Origin of the sequence: Glutamicibacter creatinolyticus (genome assembly GCF_006094275.1) — a bacterium.
GTDB lineage: Bacteria > Actinomycetota > Actinomycetes > Actinomycetales > Micrococcaceae > Glutamicibacter > Glutamicibacter creatinolyticus.
The window spans coordinates 2,988,328-3,009,825 of sequence record NZ_CP034412.1 but is presented as its reverse complement, the minus strand read 5'-3'; the positions used below and the strand labels follow the sequence as shown (position 1 = coordinate 3,009,825).

At 66.9% G+C, this 21,498-nt stretch carries 21 protein-coding genes; 12 read left to right on the top strand and 9 right to left on the bottom strand.

Going from position 1 to position 21,498, the window contains the following annotated elements:
- Nucleotides 1-68: 68 nt before the first annotated feature.
- The 7 genes from gcl (at nucleotide 69) to GcLGCM259_RS13775 (ending at nucleotide 8,311) form a co-directional block, all read left to right on the top strand.
- Nucleotides 69-1,862, top strand: coding sequence for a glyoxylate carboligase (gene gcl, locus GcLGCM259_RS13805; RefSeq protein ID WP_138926972.1), 1,794 nt, complete (start codon nucleotides 69-71; stop codon nucleotides 1,860-1,862).
- Nucleotides 1,863-2,076: 214 nt separating this feature from the next.
- Nucleotides 2,077-3,228, top strand: a complete 1,152-nt coding sequence (locus GcLGCM259_RS13800; RefSeq protein WP_175419452.1) for a glycerate kinase — start codon at nucleotides 2,077-2,079, stop codon at nucleotides 3,226-3,228.
- Nucleotides 3,229-3,282: 54 nt separating this feature from the next.
- Nucleotides 3,283-4,662 (top strand): allantoinase AllB, encoded by a 1,380-nt coding sequence (allB, locus tag GcLGCM259_RS13795; RefSeq protein ID WP_138926971.1) that lies wholly within the window; start codon nucleotides 3,283-3,285, stop codon nucleotides 4,660-4,662.
- Nucleotides 4,663-4,952: 290 nt separating this feature from the next.
- Nucleotides 4,953-5,912, top strand: coding sequence for a helical backbone metal receptor (locus GcLGCM259_RS13790; protein ID WP_138926970.1), 960 nt, complete (start codon nucleotides 4,953-4,955; stop codon nucleotides 5,910-5,912).
- Complete coding sequence (locus tag GcLGCM259_RS13785; protein ID WP_217496538.1) at nucleotides 5,909-6,961, top strand: FecCD family ABC transporter permease; 1,053 nt, start codon at nucleotides 5,909-5,911, stop codon at nucleotides 6,959-6,961. The genes GcLGCM259_RS13790 and GcLGCM259_RS13785 overlap by 4 nt, the downstream gene beginning before the upstream one ends.
- Nucleotides 6,961-7,731 carry an ABC transporter ATP-binding protein gene (locus GcLGCM259_RS13780; protein ID WP_138926969.1) on the top strand — a complete coding sequence of 257 codons (771 nt, stop codon included), beginning with the start codon at nucleotides 6,961-6,963 and terminating at the stop codon, nucleotides 7,729-7,731. The genes GcLGCM259_RS13785 and GcLGCM259_RS13780 overlap by 1 nt, the downstream gene beginning before the upstream one ends.
- A gap of 58 nt (nucleotides 7,732-7,789) precedes the next feature.
- Nucleotides 7,790-8,311: a HugZ family pyridoxamine 5'-phosphate oxidase gene (locus GcLGCM259_RS13775; RefSeq protein WP_138926968.1), complete on the top strand. Its 522-nt coding sequence runs from the start codon at nucleotides 7,790-7,792 to the stop codon at nucleotides 8,309-8,311.
- A 39-nt stretch (nucleotides 8,312-8,350) separates the two neighbouring features.
- Here the strand turns inward: GcLGCM259_RS13775 and GcLGCM259_RS13770 are convergent, their stop codons facing one another.
- The 3 genes from GcLGCM259_RS13770 to GcLGCM259_RS13760 form a co-directional block, all read right to left on the bottom strand.
- Complete coding sequence (locus GcLGCM259_RS13770; protein WP_138926967.1) at nucleotides 8,351-8,818, bottom strand: hypothetical protein; 468 nt, start codon at nucleotides 8,816-8,818, stop codon at nucleotides 8,351-8,353.
- Between the two features lie 102 nt (nucleotides 8,819-8,920).
- A complete protein-coding gene (locus GcLGCM259_RS13765) occupies nucleotides 8,921-9,319 on the bottom strand; it encodes a hypothetical protein (protein ID WP_138926966.1) in 399 nt (132 codons plus the stop codon).
- A gap of 16 nt (nucleotides 9,320-9,335) precedes the next feature.
- Entirely contained in the window at nucleotides 9,336-9,911 is a 576-nt protein-coding gene (locus tag GcLGCM259_RS13760; protein ID WP_138926965.1) for a CGNR zinc finger domain-containing protein, read from the bottom strand.
- Between the two features lie 96 nt (nucleotides 9,912-10,007).
- Between GcLGCM259_RS13760 and GcLGCM259_RS13755 the strand changes: the two genes are divergently transcribed.
- Nucleotides 10,008-11,075, top strand: coding sequence for an LLM class flavin-dependent oxidoreductase (locus GcLGCM259_RS13755; RefSeq protein ID WP_138926964.1), 1,068 nt, complete (start codon nucleotides 10,008-10,010; stop codon nucleotides 11,073-11,075).
- 28 nt (nucleotides 11,076-11,103) lie between these two features.
- Here GcLGCM259_RS13755 and GcLGCM259_RS13750 read toward each other — a convergent pair whose 3' ends face one another.
- On the bottom strand, nucleotides 11,104-12,825 hold the full coding sequence (locus tag GcLGCM259_RS13750) for a thiamine pyrophosphate-dependent enzyme (RefSeq protein ID WP_138926963.1): 1,722 nt from the start codon (nucleotides 12,823-12,825) through the stop codon (nucleotides 11,104-11,106).
- Between the two features lie 218 nt (nucleotides 12,826-13,043).
- On the opposite strand from GcLGCM259_RS13750, the gene GcLGCM259_RS13745 reads away from it, so the two are divergent.
- The 3 genes from GcLGCM259_RS13745 (at nucleotide 13,044) to GcLGCM259_RS13735 (ending at nucleotide 14,900) form a co-directional block, all read left to right on the top strand.
- Nucleotides 13,044-13,703: a DUF2238 domain-containing protein gene (locus GcLGCM259_RS13745; protein WP_175419451.1), complete on the top strand. Its 660-nt coding sequence runs from the start codon at nucleotides 13,044-13,046 to the stop codon at nucleotides 13,701-13,703.
- Entirely contained in the window at nucleotides 13,690-14,418 is a 729-nt protein-coding gene (locus GcLGCM259_RS13740; RefSeq protein WP_138926961.1) for a glycosyltransferase family A protein, read from the top strand. Before GcLGCM259_RS13745 ends, GcLGCM259_RS13740 begins: the two co-directional genes overlap by 14 nt.
- 182 nt (nucleotides 14,419-14,600) lie before the next feature.
- Nucleotides 14,601-14,900: a hypothetical protein gene (locus tag GcLGCM259_RS13735; protein WP_138926960.1), complete on the top strand. Its 300-nt coding sequence runs from the start codon at nucleotides 14,601-14,603 to the stop codon at nucleotides 14,898-14,900.
- A gap of 36 nt (nucleotides 14,901-14,936) precedes the next feature.
- Here GcLGCM259_RS13735 and GcLGCM259_RS13730 read toward each other — a convergent pair whose 3' ends face one another.
- A complete protein-coding gene (locus GcLGCM259_RS13730; RefSeq protein ID WP_175419449.1) occupies nucleotides 14,937-16,298 on the bottom strand; it encodes a cytochrome P450 in 1,362 nt (453 codons plus the stop codon).
- Nucleotides 16,299-16,351: 53 nt separating this feature from the next.
- Complete coding sequence (locus tag GcLGCM259_RS13725) at nucleotides 16,352-16,951, bottom strand: NADPH-dependent FMN reductase (protein WP_138176352.1); 600 nt, start codon at nucleotides 16,949-16,951, stop codon at nucleotides 16,352-16,354.
- Nucleotides 16,952-17,213: 262 nt separating this feature from the next.
- Between GcLGCM259_RS13725 and GcLGCM259_RS13720 the strand changes: the two genes are divergently transcribed.
- Nucleotides 17,214-17,597: a DUF3817 domain-containing protein gene (locus tag GcLGCM259_RS13720; protein WP_175419448.1), complete on the top strand. Its 384-nt coding sequence runs from the start codon at nucleotides 17,214-17,216 to the stop codon at nucleotides 17,595-17,597.
- Between the two features lie 104 nt (nucleotides 17,598-17,701).
- Here GcLGCM259_RS13720 and GcLGCM259_RS13715 read toward each other — a convergent pair whose 3' ends face one another.
- From GcLGCM259_RS13715 to GcLGCM259_RS13705, 3 genes are all read right to left on the bottom strand, one after another.
- Nucleotides 17,702-18,445: an SDR family NAD(P)-dependent oxidoreductase gene (locus tag GcLGCM259_RS13715; RefSeq protein ID WP_138926957.1), complete on the bottom strand. Its 744-nt coding sequence runs from the start codon at nucleotides 18,443-18,445 to the stop codon at nucleotides 17,702-17,704.
- Nucleotides 18,446-18,892: 447 nt separating this feature from the next.
- Complete coding sequence (locus tag GcLGCM259_RS15300) at nucleotides 18,893-20,314, bottom strand: LCP family protein (RefSeq protein WP_175419447.1); 1,422 nt, start codon at nucleotides 20,312-20,314, stop codon at nucleotides 18,893-18,895.
- 178 nt (nucleotides 20,315-20,492) lie between these two features.
- On the bottom strand, nucleotides 20,493-21,434 hold the full coding sequence (locus GcLGCM259_RS13705; protein WP_175419446.1) for a LysR family transcriptional regulator: 942 nt from the start codon (nucleotides 21,432-21,434) through the stop codon (nucleotides 20,493-20,495).
- Nucleotides 21,435-21,498 lie beyond the last annotated feature (64 nt).

The following is a 21,498-nucleotide window of genomic DNA, read 5'->3' as shown; positions in this document are numbered from 1 at the left end:
CGGCTGGATGCAAACTTTTCTCGAAAGACCCCGGCCAGCGGCCGGACCAGCAAGGAAGTGTGATTCCCATGCCTAAGATGCGCACCGTAGATGCCATCGTGCAGATCCTGGAGAAGGAAGGCGCCACCGAGGCGTTCGGCCTGCCCGGGGCCGCGATCAACCCGCTGTACTCGGCCATGAAGGACCATGGCGGGATCCGCCACACCCTGCACCGCCACGTGGAGGGCGCCAGCCACGCCGCGGACGGCTACTCGCGGGCCACCGGCAAGATCGGGCTGTGCCTGGGCACCTCCGGCCCGGCCGGCACCGACATGATCACCGGGCTGTACGCCGCGATCGCCGACTCCATCCCGATGCTGTGCATCACCGGCCAGGCGCCGACCAACGTGCTGCATAAGGAGGACTTCCAGGCCGTGGACATCGAGTCCATCGCCAAGCCGGTCACCAAGTACGCGGTGACCGTGCTGGAGCCGGGCCTGGTGCCGGGCACCTTCGCCAAGGCCTTCCAGATCATGCGCTCGAACCGTCCCGGCCCGGCGCTGATCGACCTGCCGATCAACGTGCAGATGGCCGAGATCGACTTCGACATCGACTCCTACGAGCCGCTGCCGGTGCAGAACCCGCAGATGTCCCGCGCCCAGGCCGAGAAGGTCGTGGACCTGCTCACCGGCCATGAGCGCCCGATCATCATCGCCGGCGGCGGGGTGATCAACGCGAACGCCAGCGCCGCGCTGGTTCAGCTGGCCGAGGAACTGGACATCCCGGTCTCCCCGACCCTGATGGGCTGGGGCGCGATCCCGGACGACCACCGCCTGCAGTCGGGCATGGTCGGGATCCAGACCCACACCAAGTACGGCAACGACACGTTCCTGGCCTCCGACTTCGTGCTGGGCATCGGCAACCGCTGGGCCAACCGCCACACCGGGGACCTGGCCACCTACCGCGCCGGGCGCAAGTTCGTGCACGTGGACATCGAGCCGACCCAGATCGGGCGCGTGTTCTGCCCGGACCTGGGGATCACCTCCGACGCCGGGGCCGCGCTTGAGGCCATCCTTGAGGTGGTGCGCGAGCGCAAGGCCGCCGGCCGGGTGCCGGACTACTCCCAGTGGTCGGCCGAGTGCACCGAGCGCAAGGGCACCGGGCACCGCAAGACCAACTTCGAGAACATCCCGATCAAGCCGCAGCGCGTCTACCAGGAGATGAACGCCGCCTTCGGCCAGGACACCACCTACGTGTCCACCATCGGCCTGAGCCAGATCGCCGGCGCGCAGATGCTGCACGTGTTCGGCCCGCGCAAGTGGATCAACGCCGGACAGGCCGGCCCGCTGGGCTGGACCGGGCCAGCGGCGCTGGGCGTGGTGCGCGGCAAGCCGGGCGAGAAGGTCGTGGCCCTCTCCGGGGACTACGACTTCCAGTTCATGATCGAGGAACTGGCCGTGGGCGCGCAGTTCAAGCTGCCCTACGTGCACGTGGTGGTCAACAACTCCTACCTGGGCCTGATCCGCCAGTCCCAGCGCGGCTTCGAGATGGACTACCACGTCTCCCTGGCCTTTGAGAACATCAACTCCCCGGAGATGAACGGCTACGGCGTGGACCACGTGAAGGTCGCCGAGGGCCTGGGCTGCAAGGCCGTGCGCGTGGAGGACCCCTCCCAGCTGGCCGCTGGCTTCGCCGAGGCGAACCGCCTGGCCGACGAGCACCAGGTGCCGGTGGTCGTGGAGGTCATCCTGGAGCGGGTCACCAACATCTCCATGGGCGCCGGGCTCGACGCGGTCAACGAGTTCGAGGACCTGGCCCTTGAGGCCGGGGACGCGCCGACCGCCCTGGTGCCGCTGAGCGAGCGGACCGCAGTACTCGGCTAGGGTCAGTCGTCACACTCACCCAACCGGAACACCCCGAGGTGCGCAAAGCGTGCACAATGGATACAGGAAACTGTGATCCGCCGCACGCCTTGCGCGCCTTGGCGGCACGGCCCGCCACCCGGCGGGCCACACCCATCCCCGGACCCCACCGGCGCCGGGGATGGGCCAAGAACAACAACGTCAGCAGGACCATGAGGGAAAGGCGGGCCGCGGGATGAAGATCGTCATCGCCTCCGACAAGTTCAAGGGCACCCTGACCGGGGCCGAGGTGGCCGCCGCCCTGCACACCGGCCTGTCCCGGGTGATCGACCCGCTGGAAAGCGTCACCGTGCCGGTGGCCGACGGCGGTGAGGGGACCGTGGACGCGGCCCTGGCCGCCGGGTTCACCGAACGCCGCGCGCGGGTCACCGGGCCCACCGGCCAGCGGCTGGAGGCCAGCTACGCGCTGCACGAGGGGACCGCCGTGATCGAAATGGCCGCCGCCTCCGGACTGGACCGGCTGCCCGGCGGCACCCGGCAGCCGCTGACCGCCACCAGCTACGGCACCGGCGAACTGATCAGCGACGCGCTGGCGGCCGGGGCCACCCGGATCGTGCTGGGCGTGGGCGGCTCGGCCACCACCGACGCCGGGGCCGGGATGCTCCAGGCGCTGGGCGCCTCCCTGCGCGATGCGCAGGGCCGGGAACTGCCCGGCGGCGGCGCCGCCCTGGCGCAGCTGGCCACCGCGGATTTGACCGGACTGGATGAGCGCCTGCGGCACACCACTGTGGTGCTCGCCGCCGACGTGGAGAACCCGCTGACCGGGGCCAACGGGGCCGCGGCGGTCTTCGGGCCGCAAAAGGGGGCCAGCGCCGAACAGGTGGCCGAACTGGATGCGGCGCTGACCCACTTCGCCGACCTGCTCGAGGCCGAGCTGGGCACCGCATACCGCCAGCAGCCCGGGGCCGGGGCGGCCGGGGGCATGGGCTACGCGGCTATCGCGCTGCTGGGGGCCGAACGCCGCCGCGGCATCGACGTGGTGCTTGAGCTGACCGGGCTGGACCAGGCCCTGGCCGGCGCGGACGCGGTCATCACCGGCGAAGGCAGCCTGGACAGCCAGTCCCTGGAGGGCAAGACCCCCATCGGGGTGGCCCAGGCCGCCGCCGCGCACCGCATCCCGGTCTACGCCGTGTGCGGGCGCACCACGCTGGACCCCGAACAGCTGGCCAACGCCGGCATCCGCCACACCGTGGCGCTGGTGGACCTGGTGAAGGATCCGGGCGAGGCCATGACCCGCTCGGCCGAACTGGTCACCGAGGCCGGCACCAGGCTGGCCAAGACCATCGCGCAAGAGCATGCCGCGAGCACCACCGCGGGCCGCCGGTAGGCAACCGGCACTCGCACCCAAGGAATCACACATCAGGAATCAGGAGCACGAACTGTGAGCACCGAAACCACCCAGGCCGCCACCGGCACCGAGACGACCACCGAGTTCGACTTGGTGTTGCGCGGCGAACGCATCCTGACCACGGCCGGAATCACCGCCCGCGAAGTGGGCGTGAAGGACGGGAAGATCGTGGCCATCGAACCGCTGGGCAACAACCTGCGCGGCGAACGGGTCATCGAGGTCGGCGCCGATGAGGTGCTGCTGCCGGGCCTGGTGGACACCCACGTCCACGTCAACGAGCCGGGCCGCACCGAATGGGAAGGCTTCGAATCGGCCACCAAGGCCGCCGCCGCCGGCGGGGTGACCACCATCGTGGACATGCCGCTGAACTCCATCCCGCCCACCGTGAACCTTCAGGCGCTGGAAATCAAGCGCGAGGCCGCCAGCACCAAGGCGTACGTCAACGTCGGGTTCTGGGGCGGGGCCATCCCGGGGAACAAGAAGGACCTGCGCGAACTGCACGACGCCGGGGTGTTCGGCTTCAAGTGCTTCCTGCTGCACTCCGGCGTGGACGAGTTCCCCTCCCTCACCGTTGAGGAGATGGAGGAGGACATGGAGGAGCTGAAGTCCTTCGACTCGCTGATGATCGTGCACGCCGAGGACTCCCACGCCATCGACCGCGCCCCGGACGCCGAGGGCGACCAGTACGAGCGGTTCCTTAAGTCCCGCCCACGCGGCGCGGAGAACGTGGCCATCGCCCAGGTGATCGAGCGCGCCCGCTGGACCGGGGCCCGCGCCCACGTGCTGCACCTGTCCAGCTCTGACGCGCTGGCCATGATCAAGAGCGCCAAGGCGGACGGCGTGAAGCTGACCGTGGAAACCTGCCCGCACTACCTGACCCTGCTGGCCGAGGAAATCCCCAACGGCGCCACCGCCTACAAGTGCTGCCCGCCGATCCGTGAGGCCTCCAACCGCGAACTGCTGTGGAAGGGCCTGGAGGAAGGGGTCATCGACTGCATCGTCTCGGACCACTCGCCCTCCACCATCGACCTGAAGGAAGTGGAAAACGGGGACTTCGGCGTTGCCTGGGGCGGGGTCGCCTCCCTGCAGCTGGGCCTGCCGCTGATCTGGTCCGAGGCCAAGCAGCGCGGCATCGGCCTGGAACAGGTCATTTCGTGGATGTCCACCAAGCCGGCCGAACTGGCCGGGCTGAAGAACAAGGGCGCCATCGCCCTGGGCAACGACGCCGACTTCGCGCTCTTCGCCCCGGATGAGGCGTTCGTGGTGGACGTGAAGAAGCTGCACCACAAGAACCCGATCTGCCCCTACGAGGGCAAGACCCTGGCCGGGGTCATCCGCTCGGCCATGGTGGGCGGGGTCGACGTGGACTTCCAGACGCCGAAGGGCAAGCTGATCCGCCGCGGCGAGGCGTAGGAAGCCTGCCGCAGCAGCCAGCGCCTCCCCTCACGAGATAACTTCGGAGTGAGGGGAGGCGCTTTTGCTTTTCCCGCAGCAGATCGACCGGTGGGTGCCTCTTCCCGACGCATCCATTTGATCTTCGCCGTCGGGGGCGACGGAAGATCTTTCCCGCCCCGCACCAACTCCCCTACCACAAAAATTAGCTTCGCCTTACCCAAGAAACTTACCAAAGATTCGATTAGGTTAATTGTGCGGAACTTGGATAGCCTACCCTTAGTTCACACGTTTCCCGCTTTGGAGTTTTCATGCGTATTGCCATGCCCGGCGCCGTTTTGCTGGCTGCCTCCCTGCTGTTGACCGGCTGCCAGGCCGGCGCCACCAGTCCTGCCGAGCCCTCCCCGAGTGCCGCGGCCTCGCACAGCGCCTCCGCGCAGCCGGCCACCTCCGAGGCCGATATTGCCAAGGTGCGAAAGCTGCTGCCCGAACAGGCGCCGCAGCGGGTGGTGAGCATGTCCGTGGGTCTGACCGAGATCGCCGATGCCCTGGGTGTGCCGCTGGTGGGGGTTCCCAGCTCGCAGAACCCGCTGCCCGAGGGCGTGAAGGACGTGGAAAAGGTCGGCAACTCGGTGGAACCGAACCTGGAAAAGATCGCCCAGCTCAAACCGGACCTGGTGCTCAGCCCGGCCTCCATCGGGGAATCCATCGACAAGAAGCTCAAGCCGCTGAACCTGGAATCCAGCCACTTGCCCACCGATTCGGTGGCCGAGCTGAAGGCGACCACGCTGGCACTGGGTGAGCTGTTCGACGCCACCGAGCAGGCCCAGGACCTGGTCCGGCAGGTGGAGCAGGCCGAGGCGGCGGCCCGGGACACCGCCGCCGGTGAGTCCAAGAAGGTGCTGATGCTCTTCGGCTCCCCGGGCGAACTGATGGTCATGGGGGAGAACACCTTCGCCGGAGAAATCACCAAGAGCCTGGGAGCCGTGAACGTGGCCACCGAGCTGGGCCAGGGGGAGGCCTACACGCCGCTGAGCATGGAGCAGGTCGTGGCGCAGGACCCGGACGTGGTGCTGATCCTGGCCCACGGGGAAGCGGACACCGTCCTTGAGGGCGTGAAGGAGGAACTGGCGGGCCAGGCGGCCTGGCAGAAGGTCACGGCCTCGAAGAACGACGCCATCCACGCACTGCCGTTCGAACTCTACGGGCTCTCCTCGATCACCAGCGCGCCGGAAGCCTTTAAGACCATGGCCGCGGCCCTGGGATCATGAGCGTCACGGTACGCCGGGAGCCGATGGCTGCCCGGGCCGCCGCCCCCGCACCGCAGCGCGATGCCGCCCACGCCCGGAAGATGGGCATCATCGTGGCCGCGGCCGGCGTCCTGGTGCTCGCGGCCCTGCTGGCCGTCGGCGTCGGGTCGGTGCGCTTCGGACTGTCCGAAACGCTCGGTGCGTTGTTCGGGCAGGCGGCGGACACCAGCTCCACCATCATCTGGGACCTGCGCCTGCCCCGCATCGGGCTGGCGCTGCTGATCGGGGCGAACCTGGCCGCCTCCGGGGCGCTGCTGCAAAGCGCCATGCACAACCCGCTGGCCGACCCCGGGCTGACCGGGGTCTCCTCCGGGGCGTCGGTCGCGGTGCTGTTCATCCTGCTGGTGGCCCCGCAGTTCACCGCCGTGGTGCCGCTGGCCGCCCTGGTCGGCGGGTCAATCGCCACCGTCATGGTGTTCCTCTTCGCCTGGCAGCCAGCCAAGGGCATGAGCCCGATGCGGGTCATCCTGGCCGGGGTGGCGGTGAACTCCGTGTTCGGCGGCATCACCGGCCTGCTGTCGCTGCTGAACAGCGACAAGCTGCCCGGCGCGATGGCCTGGCTGAACGGCTCGCTGGCCGGCAAGGGGCTGGGGGACGTGGCCACCCTGATGCCGTACTCCGTGCTCGGTTGGGTCCTGCTGGTGTACTGCATCCGTTCGGCGAACGTGCTGCGCCTGGGGGCGGAGACCGCCCACAACCTGGGCCAGGACCTGACCCGGACCCGGCTGCTGCTGTGCGGCACCGCCGTGTACCTGGCCTCCATCTCCATCTCCACGGTCGGGCTGATCGGGTTCGTGGGACTCGTGGTCCCGCACATGGCCCGGCTCTTCGTGGGCACCAACGCCCGATACATGTTCCCGCTCTCACTGATTTTCGGCGCCCTGGTGCTGCTGCTGGCCGACACCGTGGGCCGCTCGCTGTTCACCCCGCTGGAAATCCCGGCCGGCATCGTGATGGCCGTGATCGGCGGGCCGTACTTCCTGTACCTGCTGCGGCGGGAGCGCTCCTGATGATCAGCATCGACTCGCTGTGCGTGGACTACCCGGGCCGCCGCGTGCTGGACTCGGTCAGCCTGGAGGCCGGGGACGGGAAAGTCACCACCATCCTGGGCCCGAACGGGTCGGGCAAGTCCACGATCCTCAAGGCCGTGACCGGGATGCTGCAGCCGGCCGCGGGCAGCATCCGGCTCAACGGCCGGGCCCTGTCCACGTTCTCGCGCAAGGAGGTGGCCCGCAACCTGTGCCTGGTCAGCCAGCGCCACGAGGCGCCGGCGGATGTGAGCGTCAGGGAGCTGGTGGGCTTCGGACGCCACCCCCACCACCGCTGGTTCAGCGCGCTGAACGCCGCGGACCACCGGATCATCGATGAGGCCATTGAGCAGACCGGGCTGCAGGACTTGCGGGAGCGCAACCTGGCCACCCTGTCCGGCGGGGAGGCCCAGAAGGCCTGGATTGCCATGGCGCTGGCCCAGCGGCCGCAAATCCTGTTGCTGGACGAGCCGACCACCTACCTGGACATCGCCCACCAGCTCGATGTGCTCGAGCTGGTGGCCCGGATCAACCGGGAGCAGGGGCTGAGCGTGGTGATGGTGCTGCACGATCTGAACCACGCCAGCAGCTACAGCGATGACCTGGTCGTCCTGCACCGCGGCCGGGTGGCGTGCAGCGGCACCCCGCGCGAGATCCTGACCCACCAGACGCTGGCCTCGGTCTACCAGGTGCACGCCGAGATCAGCGACGGGCCCGCCGGCCGGCGCATCCATCCGGTCGCGCGCCTCTAGCCCGGCCCCATCCCAACATCAACGACACCCTATTCAAGAACGACCCCAAGGAGAAGCCATGGCCGAAACCAAGACCCTGGAAGACCGCGCCCAGGACTACCGGGAATTCCGCGACAACTGCCAGACCCTGGTGCTGAGCACCATCGATGACGCGGGCCAGCCGTTCATCTCCTACGCGCCCTTCGTGATCCACGAAGGGCAGATGTACGTGTACATTTCCAAGATCGCCGAGCACTACTGGCACCTGAGCGCGAGCAAGAGTGTCAACGCCATGATGCTGGCCGACGAATCGGCCTCCCGCAACCTCTTTGCCCGCGAGCGGGCCCGCTTCCTGTGCGACGTTGAGGTCATCGAGGATGAATCCGGTTACGGGCAGGTGTTCGACAAGCTGAACGGGAGGTTCAAGAAGAGCCTGCTGGATCTGCTGCGCACCTTGGACTTCTCGCTGTTCCGGCTCACCCCGTCCACCGGCCGCTATGTGGTGGGCTTCGGGCTGGCCTTTGACACCGACCTGGAGGCCCGGGACTTTGCCGAGGTGCAGGTGGAAAAGCGCAAGGAGGAAATCTCCCGGATGGGATAGCGCCTTGCCCTCCCGGTAGCGTTCCAGCGGGAAAAACCGTCACATGGACGGTGATTCCGCCTGGGCCTGCGAGGCCTTGTCCAGCTTCTGGTTGTGGTGCGCGCCCCAGCTGCGCCCGGCAATATCCAGGCAGGCGCCCAGCAGGGCGATGAGGGCCAGGGTGTACAGGCGCGAGGTGTAGATTCCGGCGGCGTGCACCCCGGCCAGCTGTTCGGAGAGCACCGGGATGGTGTCGGCGACGAACCAGCCATTGACCACCTGCTGCTGCGGTGAGCCCTGCGTGGCGGCGTCATTGGCGACCTTCGTGTTTTCCGCGAGCGAGATCGCCGACGCGGCTTGGGTCGGATCGCCCACGGAGGAGAGTCCGGAGAGCGTGAACAGCGCGATCAGTGCGACCAGCAGCCACAGCGTGGCCCGGAAGATGTTCACATTGAAGCGTCGCGGGGGCTTGGGCGCTCGCGCGGGTGCCTGGGGTGATGGAAAGCCCTGGGCGGCAGGTTGGGTCATGGTTTGCCCTTCGTGGCAGGTGAATGATGGCGGCTGAATTCGCCTAGACAACAGTAGACCCAGGCGGTGAAGGGGAGAAACGCGCAGGACGGTGCGAACCAGCTAGCGTCGGCGCTTCCGCTTCGAACCCAGCAGCGGCCGGTCAGCCGCCACCGGCTGGTGTCCGCCGACGGACCGGTCATCCGACCCCTGGCCTTCGAGGCTGCGGTCCCGTCGCTTGCCGGCGGTGGCGAGGGCGCGCCGGATCCCGTCGAAGAGCACCATGAAGGACATCACCGTCCAAAATGCGAGCCAGAGCCACTGCTCCAGGGTGGAGAAGGACGTGAAATGCCACGGCCGCCGCACGCTGGGAAGCTCCTTGGGCGGCGGGAGCACGCCGCTGACCCACAGCAGCGCCAGGCCCGCGATCCCCAGGCAGACCAGCCCGACCAGCAGCTCGGTCAGCGCCGGACCCCATGATGGCCCGTTTCGTTGGTGCCGTTTCTTGCCATGGTGCGTCACCGTTCTGCCCGCTTCCCTATTTCTGCCGCCGCGCGTAGGCCCGGGCCGCCCGGATGCGGTCCCCGCAGCGGGTCGAGCACCAGCGCCGGCGCGCGTGGGAGCGGATCAGGAAGCGGTCGCAGGGGGCGGCCTCGCATTGGGCCATGGTGGCACTGTGGTCGCTGGTCAGCAGCGCGGCGGTGTCTTCGGCAATCTGCGCCATGGCGTGTTCCACCAGCTGAGTGACCGGGTGCTCCGCGGCCCGGAAGAGGCCGCGGTCTTCGGAGTAGTGCAGCAACGGGGCGCTGGCGATGCCGGTCAGCGCCCGGTTGACCGCCTCCAGTGCGCTTCGTTCCGGGGGCCGTCCGGCAACCTGCGCCGCCAGCAGGGAGCGGACATTGGCGCGCAGAGCGGTCAGCTGGTTCTGGCAGTAGGGCAGCAGGGCCGTGTCCCGCGGGGCCAGCTCATTCTCGATCAGCCAGCCCGTCGCCTCTTCCGGGGTTCCCAGCTCGTCGGCCAGCTCCTGGCCAGGCAGGGTGACCAGGCTGTTTGCCAGGGCCAGGCCCAGGTGCTCGGCGGCCCCGGGGGCGGGGGGAAGCGGAATCTTCGACATATCTCTCATGGTACAGGTTGATTCTATCCATGAGATTGCTGTTAGGATCATTATCACGACAAAACCATTCTTTTACCGTGATAACTCAGGAGACCCATGTCCCAGCTGCTGCCGTCGGGAACGGCGCCCATCACCCTGTCCGTGCTCGACAACGCCCACACCTCCGTCGGCCAAAGCGCCAGTGACGCCCTGCAGGAGGTCATCAACCTCGCCCAACTGGCCGAGCGCCGCGGCTACCACCGCTTCTGGATGTCCGAGCATCACGCGATGCCGGCCGCCGCCACCTCCTCGCCCCAGCTGATGGCGGCCCGGCTGACCGCAGAGACCAGCCGCATCCGCCTGGGCGCCGGAGGGATCATGCTGCCCAACCACGCACCCCTGGTGATCGCCGAACAGTTCGGGATGCTGGAGGCGCTGGCGCCGGGAAGAATCGACCTCGGCGTGGGCCGGGCTCCGGGCACCGACCTGCCCACCGCCGCGGCGCTGCGCCGCCACCACGATGCGAACGACGGTTTTGGGCAGCAGTTCGGGGAGCTGCTGGGATTCCTGCACGACGACTTTGGGCAGGGGCACCCCTACCGGAACGTGCACGCCGTACCCGGGCCCTGGCAGGCCGCCGAAAACCGGGTGCCCGGCTCCGCGGGCGTTCCCGCGCTGTGGATGCTGGGATCCTCGCCCTTCTCGGCCAGGATGGCCGGCGAGCTGGGACTGCCCTACGCCTTCGCCCTGCAGTTCGGGGACGCGGACGCCGGCACCGCCCTGGACCTGTACCGAAGAAGCTTCCGCCCCTCCCGGTTCCTGGTCGCACCGCAGACCCTGATCAGCGTCGGGGTGGTGGCCGACCAGGACCCGGACCAGGCGCGCCGCGAGACCGCGTCCTCGGCCATGGCCATGCTGCGCATGCTCAAACGCCAGACCTACGCCCTGCTGCCCCCGCATGAGGTCCAGGCCTATCAGGCCAGCCCCAACGAACAGGCCATCCTGGACTCCTACGACCGCCGCTTCATCAACGGCACCCCCGCGCACGTCGCATCCCAGCTGGAGCGCCTGCAGGAACAAACCGGCGTGGATGAGATCATGCTGGTCGTCATGGGGTACTCACGCCAGGCGCAGGCCCGCACCGTTGAGCTGCTGGCCGACCACTACAATCTGCCCAACCAGTAGCGGCGCCCGGCCCGGGCGCCTTCTGCGGCTAGGCGCTTTCCAGGGCCTCCTTGGACTTGGCGATCGCAAAGCCCCACGCGTCCGAGACGGTGGCCTTGGGCGGCAGCGAAATCTCCTGCGGGTTGGTCTGGATGTCCAACAGGTAGGGGCCCTCGCTGGCCAGGGCGGCGGCGACGGCGGCATCCAGCTGCTGGGGGTCGGTGACCCGCTGCACTTTCAGGCCCATGGCCTGGGCCACCGCGGAAATGTTGGGGTTGTCCAGCTCGGTGCCGAATTCCTGCAGTCCGCCCTGCTCCTGCTCCAGCTTCACCATGCCCAGCCGCCCGTTGTTGTACACCACGAACTTCACCGGCAGGTTGTAGGTCACCGCGGTGCGCAAATCCCCGAGCAGCATCATCAGCCCGCCGTCCCCGCAGTTGGCGATCACCTGGCGGGTGCGGTCCAGGGCCTGGGCGCCCAGCGCCTGGGGCATGGCGTTGGCCATGGAGCCCAGGTTGTAGGAGCCCAGCAGCCGCCGGGTCCCGCTCATCGTGATGAACCGGGAAAGCCAGACGGTGGACATGCCGGTGTCGCTGGTGAAGATCGCGTCCTGGTCCGCCTGGGCGTCCAGGGCGGCGGCCACCGCCTCCGGGCGGATCAGCTCATCCGGGTTTTCCACCAGGCTGCGCACCTTGCCGATCAGACCTCGGTCCCGCTGCGGGTCGGTGATCTTCATTTGACGCTGCATCCAGTGCTCGTAGTCCTTGCGCATGGCGCTCAGGTGCTTGCCCTCGCGCGAGGTGTTCAGCAGCGGCAGCAGCTCGGCCAGGGTGGGCTGCACGTGCCCAACCAGGGAATGGGCCACCTGGGTGCGCCGGCCAATGTGCTCGGCGCGCATGTCCAGCTGGATCACCGTCTTGCCGGTGGGGTACCAGTCCCGGTAGGGGAAGTCGGTGCCCACCAGGAACAGCACCTCGGCCTCATCCAGCGCCTTGGCCGCCGCCGGGTTGCCGATCAGCCCGGTCTGCCCCACCTGGTAGGGGTTCTGCTCTTCCAGGCCTTCCTTGGCCTTGAGGGTCAGCACCATCGGGGCCTGCAGCCGCTCGGCCAGCTCGAGTACCTCGGGACGGGCTTCCCGGGCGCCCACGCCCACCAGCAGGGTGACCTTCGCGGCGTCCTGCAGCACCTTGGCCGCCGCCTCGATCTGCGCCCGCGGGGCGGCGGACTGCGCGGCCTCGGGAACGAACTGGGCGCGGCGCACGTTCTTCTCCAGCTCCATGCCGCCCACGTCCCCGGGCACGGTCAGCACCGCAACCCCCTTGCGGGAGACGGCCGCGTTCACCGCCTGCTCCAGCAGCTGCGGCATCTGGTCGGCGGAGGTGACGGTGTGCGCGAACACGGCCACGTCGCTGAACAGCACATCGTTGTTGACTTCCTGGAAGAAGCTGCTGCCGATCTCCGAGGAGGGCACCTGGCCGCAGATGGCCAGCACCGGGGCGTGGGACTTCTTCGCGTCGTACAGCCCGTTGAGCAGGTGAATCGAGCCCGGGCCCACCGTTCCCATGCACAATCCCAGCTTCCCCGTCAGCTGCGCCTGGGCGCCGGCGGCGAACGCGGCGACCTCCTCGTGGCGCACCCCGACCCATTCCATGCCCGGCTCCTGCCGGATCGCATCCGTAATGGGGTTCAGGGCGTCTCCCACCACGCCCCAGGCGTGGGTGACCCCGTACTCGGCCAGGGATTCGACGATCAGCTTGCTGACGGTTTTCATGCGGGACTCCTCTCGACGGCGCCACGGCCCGGAGCGTCGCTGCCGAACCACCTGGCGTGCTTGTCCTTCAGGTCTGTGCCCATGATGGCACGCCGCCGGGGCGAAATCCGGGCCCTTCAGCCAGCGCTCAGGTGCCGGGAATTGAGGACGGACGGACCTAGGCGGCCCACCGGAGACGGGCATGGGGGAGCGTCGGCGTGCTTGATCCTGTGCGGAGAATGACCGCGGCCGTGGAATGCGGGTTTGGCGCTGTATCCTCTAGCGAAAAGGAGGTCACGATCGAACGTCAACCCAGGGCCGCCTATGAGGACTCCTTTGTTCCCCACGCCACCGACCTGCTGCGCGGGATCGGCCTGCTGCTGTTGCCCTGGGCCTATGCCGTGGCCGGGCCGGCCGCCTTCCTGGCGGCCGCGTTGTCCTGGGGCGGGCAATGGGCGCTTCGCTACTTCGCGTCGACTCGCTGGCGCGATGCGCTGGGCCAGCTCGTCCTGCTGGGCGCCACCGTTTTCAGTGCCCTGGGCGCCTACGCGCTCATCGAGTGGCTCGACCTTGCGGTTCATGGGCTGCTGATGGGCGTTGTGGTCGGCCTGCTCCACGGCACACTGCGCACAACGGGCCTGATGAATGGGACAAGTCCCGGGGGAGCGTGGTGGCGCTTTGTAATCCTCGTGGCGCTCGGTGCCCTGCTGGCGGTGCTGTGGGAAATCGGCGAGTGGGCCGGTTATCGGCTGCTGGACCCACGCATCGGGGTGGGCTACGACGACACCATGGGGGACCTGCTGGCCGGGCTCGCCGGCTCCGCGCTGGCAGCTTCAGGCGTCTTCCGGACCGATCGCGCTTTGCGCGGCGCAGGGCGGGGTGAGAATGAACCGGGTTAGCGTTGTCGTGCCGGTCCTGAACGATGAGCAGCACCTGGCGGTGCTGCTTGACCTGCTCAAGAGGCAGCGGGATGAGCCCTTTGAAATCATCATCGTGGACAACGGATCCACGGACAACAGCCGGCAGCTCGCCCAGGCCGCCGGGGTGCGGGTCATCCGCGAGCCGCGCCGCGGGATTCCCGCCGCCGCGGCCGCCGGCTACGACGCCGCCGAAGGGGACATCATTGCCCGCTGCGACGCGGACAGCCGGCCCGACGCCCGGTGGGTGTCGCGCATCCTTGAAAACTTCTCCCGCAACCCGGGCCTGGACGCAGTCACCGGGCTGGGCGTCTTCTATGACCTGCCGCAGTGGGCTCGGACCGTGGCAGCCGCGTACTATTTCGGGGCCTACTATGCTGCCATCGGCGCCGCGCTGGCCAGGGTGCCGCTGTGGGGCTCGAACATGGCGATGCGCCAGCGTGTTTGGCAGTACGCCTCACCCCGGGTGCACCGCCAAGCCCCCGAACTGCATGATGACATGGATCTTTCCTGTGTGCTGCCGTCAAAAGCAAAAGTCCGGCTGGATTTTGGGCTGGTCGTGGGAGTGGCGGGCCGCAGCCTGTCCAGCCCGCGCAGCCACCTGCGGGTGGTGCGCATGGCGTGGCGGACCTTCGCCGCCCATGGTGGACGGCGGACCATCTACCGCCGGTGGAAGGAACGCCTGAACCTGCGGTAGGAACGGACGCGAAAAACTTTTAGGAAATCTTTCGACAACCGCGTCACGATTCACCGCCCGCCCACTCTTAACCGGTGACAGCGAAGATGATGCCCCCGCAGTTGGCCAGCGACCCCGCCCCGGAGCCCAGCGATCCGGAACCTGGTACTACCGAACCGCAGGTAGAGGTCAGTCTGCATAGTGTGACTCACGGACTGACTTCGACCTACGAATTCGCGCTCACGACCTCAAACATCCCAGTTGGCCAGGCCTTCGAGGTCACGCTCGCCACCCACAGCCTGCTGTGGGGTTGGGCCGATGCCGGGGACGGATGCCGCAAGAGCAACAGCTGGCTGGGCCCGGACCGTTTCATTTGTACCGCATCCGCAACGTCGAGCCCCCGGATTATGGTGACGGTGCTGCCCGGTTTCGGGTCGCTGAACGTTTACTTCACCGGGCCCGGATCCTCCCGACCAACGCACAGCTTCACGCTGTCGCGTTAGCCGGGATCAGGCGAGACAGGCCCTCACGCTGCTGGCTCAACGAGAGGTAACCCGGAATTCGGCGCCATAGGTATTGAACGTGCTGGGTACATTCCGGGGGTCCAGGCTCGGCTGGAGCAGCCGCACATCGTGCGCGCGGACGAGCTCGGCGATGAAATTACTGGTCAGCATCAGGACCAGGTGTCGTCCGGGACAAATGCCTGAGCCGTCACTGAAGGGCACCAGCGGCCAGTCGGTGTTGGTGCGTTCAGCATCCCAGATGTGTGGGCTGAACGTGTTGGCGTAGTCCAGGTGCCTGTCGTCCCGGTGGAAGTAGGGCGCAAAAATCAGCGCCGAGGTGCCCTTGGGCATGATGCCCGGCGTGAATTCCACCGCGCGGGTGGCCTGGCGCAGGATGAAGGGCGTGGTGGGCCACAGGCGCAGGGTATCGAGCACGGCGTGGCGCAACTTTGGCAACAGCGGGGCCGGGTCTGAAGCCTGAACCAACGCCTCCTCACGGGCCTCGTCCATCTTCGGCTCATCGCTGGAGAGCAGTGCCATGGCGGCCCATGCGGCGGTTCCGGCGGGATCAAAGGCAAAGAGCCATTGTGGAACCTGATCCGCGGGTTCCGTCTCGGAAGGCCCCATATTCTGCATGAACGCCGCCAGGCTCCCGGGCTCCGCGCGGTCGAGGATCTCCTTGAGTGTGGCGTGGAAGTCGTCACGGGTGACCCGGTCCAGCGGCCGAAGAAAAGCGAGGTTGCCCCTGGACCGCAGCGACTCGATCAGCTCGATCAGCCGATCGTCATTTCTAGCCGAATCCCCGAGCACGACCCTGCGAACCATGCGGAACCAGGCGCGATTGAAGTCATCCCAGCGCAGGGTGCCACTCTCGGCTCCAACCTCGTCCAAGAGGATCTTGGCTTCCTCTCGCACCGCTGGCAGCAGCATACTGGCCATCTTGTGTATCGGATGATCCGAGCCGAGCGCCTTTTCGTTGAATTCCCTGCGTCCGGCCCGTTGCGGTCCACGGGTGATCAGTGAAGAACGCGGTTCGAAGTGTTCCAGGGCCTTGCGCTTGAGCAGTTCGGCGGGAGTGAAGGGTTCAGGTGTCTGGTCCAGGACACGGTGCACGTCCTGTGGATCCAGGATCAGCGAGAACTCCCGGCCGAACAGCTTCAGCTGCAGGGGACCTGGGCCGTACTTGTCGGCCAGGACCTGCATCCGCTTCACCCCACGCCGCTCAATGTCCAGGCGCCCGGCGACCGCCATGACCTTCGGCCGCCGGCGAATTGGTCCCTTGGCCAACACCGGCGCAAAGATGTCCGCCACGATCTGGGCTGTTTCCGGCCAGGTGGGACGCGGCAGTGGATTTTGTGTGGCATTGAGTGAAGACTGGGTCAGCTCCGGCTCGGTCAACGACATCTCCTGGGTTGGTGAAGTGAGGTGGATAATCGGGTAGCGGGTGGACGCTACTTTTGCGGCGACCCCGGATCTCCGATGTGGCCTTCGGCGCTTGCATCCAGCACGCGCTGGATGAAAGCGGTGTACTCATCCACGTAGTGCTGGAGGAACTTGCGGGTGGACTCGTCGGTGACGGTTCCGTCCTCCTCGTAGGCCTCGGGCTTAAAGCTGATGTAGGCCTCTGGGGCATTGAGCTGTGGCGCGTCCAGGAACCCCAGGACCGTGCGCATTGAGGACTGCATCAGGGCGGTGCCAATGGCGCCGGTGGAAGCTCCAATGACGGCTGCGGGCTTGCGTGCGAAGGAGTTGGTGCCCCAGGGGCGGGACCCCCAATCCAAGGCGTTCTTCAGCGCGCCTGGGATGGAGCGGTTGTATTCCGGGGAAACGATCAGCAGGCCATCGGAAGCTTCGATCTGCTTCTTGAACTTGGTGGCGGCCTCCGGATAGTTCTCGTCCAGGTCGCGGTTGTACAACGGCAGATCCCCGATGGGGATCTCGGTGAATTCCAGGCAATCCGGTGCCAGCTTGATCAGGGCCTTGGCAAGAATCCGGTTGATGGACTTGCTGGAGAGCGAACCAACGATGTACCCGATGTTGTAAGTAGCCATGGCGCTAGTCCATCACTCGGGCTCCCCGGAATCGAGTGGTTGGCGGGGATTTTGAGCAAATGCGCAGTGGAACTGGACGAAGAAAAAGGTTTCCGGTGATGCCGGGCAAGGGTTGATGAACCAGTAAACATTTCGCACTTGCACGCAGATCCGCTTTTTAAGACGCTCCAGTGGTGTTGCTTACGAAGTCAAGTATTGGTTTGGGGTGACGGATAGGGTGGGTGGGATTGCCATTTTTGAATCATTGAATGCAGGAGCCGCCGTGTCCGTCATTGAGTCGTCGACCCACCCTGTTGCCGCCGAACAAAAGCGGCCGTTGGGAACGGCTGCCTGGCAAACGGCGATCCGCCGGTTCTTCCAGGTGGTTTCGATTGTCGAGTGCTTCACATGGGTGGGGATGCTGACCGGCATGGCCTTTAAGTACCTGATCAACGGCAACGGCATTGGCGTGACGATCTTCGGATGGGCGCACGGCGTGACCTGGCTGTGCTATCTGGCTGCTGCGGTGGTGACTGCGGTGACGTTCCGCTGGAAGATCTGGGTGCTGGTTGTTGGCACGGCGGCCTCCACCCTACCGTTCCTGACCCTGCCTTTTGAGCGGTGGATGGCGAAGTCCGGGCGGCTCGTGGTCAACGCGGACGCTTGACCGCCCAGCAGGCATAACCAAGACAACGACGGGCGACGGGAAGATCCTTCCTGCCGTCCGCCGTTGCTTTCACCAGGCGCCATGCTTGGCAGCTGCTGCCGGGTTTAGGCTTCGGTGCCGCCGTCCACGCGCAGCACCACACCGGTGATGAAGTTGGCTTCCGGGGAAAGCAGGAACGCGGTGGCGCTGGCGATGTCCTCTGGCTGACCCAGCCGCTTCATGGGAATCTCTGCCGCATATCCGGCCTTCGCCTCCTCCGGCAGGGATGCCAGAGCCGCGGTTTCAATGGCGCCGGGGGCCACCGCATTGACGCGGATGCCCGCTTCAGCGTTTTCCTTCGCGGCACTGCGGGTCAGGGAAACGACCCCGTGCTTCGCCGCACCATATGGGGTCAGCTGCGGGGTAGCGCTAATTCCCGCCAGGGAAGCGATGTTCACAATGGAACCCTGCCCCTGTTCGGTAAAGTGCCGGATCTGGCTTTGCATGGCCAGGAACGTGCCGGTCAGGGTGATGTTGATGGAACGCTCCCAGTCAGCGGTGGTGACATCCTGAATGGGTTTGGGCATGGCACCCACCCCGGCGTTGTTCACCGCCATGTCCAAACGGCCAAAGACCTCCAGGGCGCGGGGAACCAGCGCATTGACCTCCTCGGGAACTGAGACGTCCGCGTGCAGGTAGGAGGCACGTCCCCCGGCGTTCTCGATCAGTTCCACGGTTTCTGCGCCGGCCGCGTCATTGACATCTGAAACCAGGACGGCGGCCCCGTCCTTGGCCAGGCGCAGCGCGATGGCGCGGCCGATGCCTGCACCGGCTGCGGTGACGAGGGCTACTTGGTTGCTGAACTGCATATGTACTACTCCCTTGATGCTGATGGATGGCGGGATGCCCGGTGGTGGACGGTGAGGTGGCACAGCGTGCTGGAAGGGGAAGCGGCAGCGTCGGGAAACCCTTGCCAGACGGCCCAAGGGTCAGAGGCGCGAGCGTGCCTGCTGCTGGTGCCCTGTCGCATGCCAAGCAGCCGTACTGCGGCCGGGGACCCATGACGGCATGGCCGCCGCACATCGCGGCGAATGCGGATGAACTTCACCATGGCACCTACTTCGGGCAACAGGGACTTTCAACCTTCCCGGAACGTCAGATCCCGGGTATCCCTGTACTGCCCACAGTACCCACCGCATCTTGTCTACGGGTCGATTCTGGACCGGGTTATTCTCACTGCGTGAAGCCTTCCGCAAACCCCGAAACCCTGCTATTCCTGCCTCTCGGGGTGCCTACCACCGGTGGTCATTGACCTGCTAACCGGAACACAATCCGGCGTCGGCCGAGCGTGGGGTGGGCCCTTCCTTTGCTTCGGGGGTCCTCTGCGGTGCGGCGGTCTTTTGATCCAGTTGGTCAATGTCCTGGCCCAGGACCAGCTGCACTCCTGCTGCCGCGCCCACCTGGGGCGTGAGGTCCAGATGCAGGTCACTGGCCAGGGTCTTCGCCGTCACCAAGGCCGCGTCGCTGCCGTCAACCAGCAGGACCGTGGACGCCTGCAGCTGCCGTGCGGTGTCGATCCCACTGACGGTGTGGCCCAGGGCGCTGACCTCGGCGGAATACTCTGCGGCCAGCCCACTGAGCCCGGCACCGTTCGTGATCCTCACCGGCGCCGACCGCGCCGGCTTGGTTTTCTGCTTCTTTGCGTTCTTCTCCTCGCCGGACAGTGGACGGTCAGCGCGCAGCGACGCAAAAACCGTCTGGGCTTCAGCGGAAGGGACAACCCGGTTCGGGTTCTGCGGTGCCGGGCTCCACGGCATGGTCAAGAACGAGATCTGCGAGGTGGGAACGTCGGCCAGCTGCCGGGCCAGGGAAACCAGACTGCTCAGTGATTCCAGGCCGGGATCTACGGTCATCGCGGAAGTGGCGGCATCCAGGAAGGAGTACAGCCGGTCGGGGCGCGTGAGCACCTCCCGGCTGGTCACATGCTGCACGATGGCGGACATGACCATCTGCTGGTGATCCATGCGGGCGATATCGCTGCCATCCCCGACGGCGTGGCGGGTCCGGGCCAGGGCCAGCGCATCTTTGCCGTTGACGGTCTGCTGGCCTGCGGGAAGATCCAGCTTCGCCTTCGGGTCCTTCAGCGCCTCGGGCAGGCACACCGGCAGGCCATCCAAGGCGTCAACGACGGTAATGAATCCCTCGAAATCCAGCTCGATGAAGTTATCGATCCTGACCCCGCTGAGCTCTTCGACCGCGGTCACCGAACAGGCCGGGCCATAGTTCAACGCCGAGTTGATCATCCCATAGCCGCCCGGATAGGCCCCGTGCCCGTGATCCTCACAGGCCGGCAACTGCATGAGCGTGTCGCGCGGCAGCTGCACCGCATCGATGCGCTCGTTCTCGGCCGCGAAATGTACCAGCACCATGGCGTCACTGCGCCGCGACCCGTGATCAGAGCCGTAGGCCGTGGAGGACTCGTCGCGGGCATCGGACCCGAGCAGCAGGATATTGCGCTCACCGTCCGGAACAGGGTCCTCGGCCGGGAAGCGGGACCCCAGGGGAGCGGTGGTGATGTTGCGCTGCAGGTGCAGCACCGCCATCGCGGTGGTGCCGACCAGGCCGCAGAACAGCACCGCAACAATGATGCTGATCAACGCGCGCCGCCGGCGCGGAGCGTGAACCCGGTTCCGTCCTTCTGCTGCTCTTCCGCGCTTCATGCCTTGCGGGTTGTTCACGCTCGCCGGGTCCTTCCGTCCACACACCTCTGGTCAAAGTCAGAATTTCCATGGCATCACGGGTGGACGGGGCGGCACCAATAGCCGGAGGGGCAGCTTCCATGCGTGGCGCGCATGAGTGGAAAACCCATCCCATCCAGAGTGTCGCGGGGAGCAGATCAACGCCGGAAACAAGCAGTCAGTCCCGCAGCAGCTGCAGGAAATTCGTCAGCGCAGGGCCGTGGTGGCGCTCATCGCGGTAGACCACGCTGATGGACCGCCGGGCCGGGGTCCGCAGCCGGGCCACCCGGCCGCCCAGGAAGGAGGCGGAATGAGCCAACACCTCGGGCACAATCGTGATGCCGCCGGCCGCGATGCTCAGCTGAACCAGCGCGTCACGTTGAGTGGTGGTGATGACCTGTTCCGGTTGTACGCCGTAGTCGGCATAGACGCCTTCGGTCACCGCGCGGATGGAGGTGCCTTCTGGCAGGGTCACCAGGGTGCGTCCGTGCAGGTCCGCCACGTCAAGGACGTCGGCAGAACCGTTGGTCGCCGCCTCGGGCAGCACGGCGGCGAAATTCTGGTCCTTCAGCGGCAGGGCAGCCAGCTGCTCCGGGACGGTTTCATTGACCCCAAACCCCAAATCGGCCCGGCCAAGCCGCACGGCCTCGGCCAGCTCCTCCGAATCCTCAACCGTGAAGGTTTCCACCCGCACCTCGGGGAACTGATGGTGGAAGCGGCCCAGGTAGGGCGGCAACACCGTGGAGATCAGCGAGGGCAGCCCGGCCACCTTGAGTGTTCCGGCCAGAAGGTTGCGGTGGGCGTGGATGGTGGAGTCAATCGAGGCGATCTCCGCAAGAATCCGCCGCCCGGCCGGCACCAGGTCCCGGCCCAGTTCGGTGAGCACCATGTTCCGGCCCGATGCAATGAACACCGCCATCCCCAGGACATCCTCCAGCGCACGGATTCGACGGGACAACGAAGGCTGGGAGATGCCCAGTATGTCGGCCGCCGCGGTGAATGAGCCGTAATCCACGACCGCGATCATCGCATCCAGCTGGGCGATGGTGATGCCGGAGGACAGGCGTGGGCCCGTCAACGGTCCGGGCGGGAGCAGCAGCGGCTCATGGTCGGGGGTCAAGGATGGCACCTCTACAAGGCAGTGGGGGCGAGCAAGGCCTCACCGTATCATGCAGGCGCCGAAC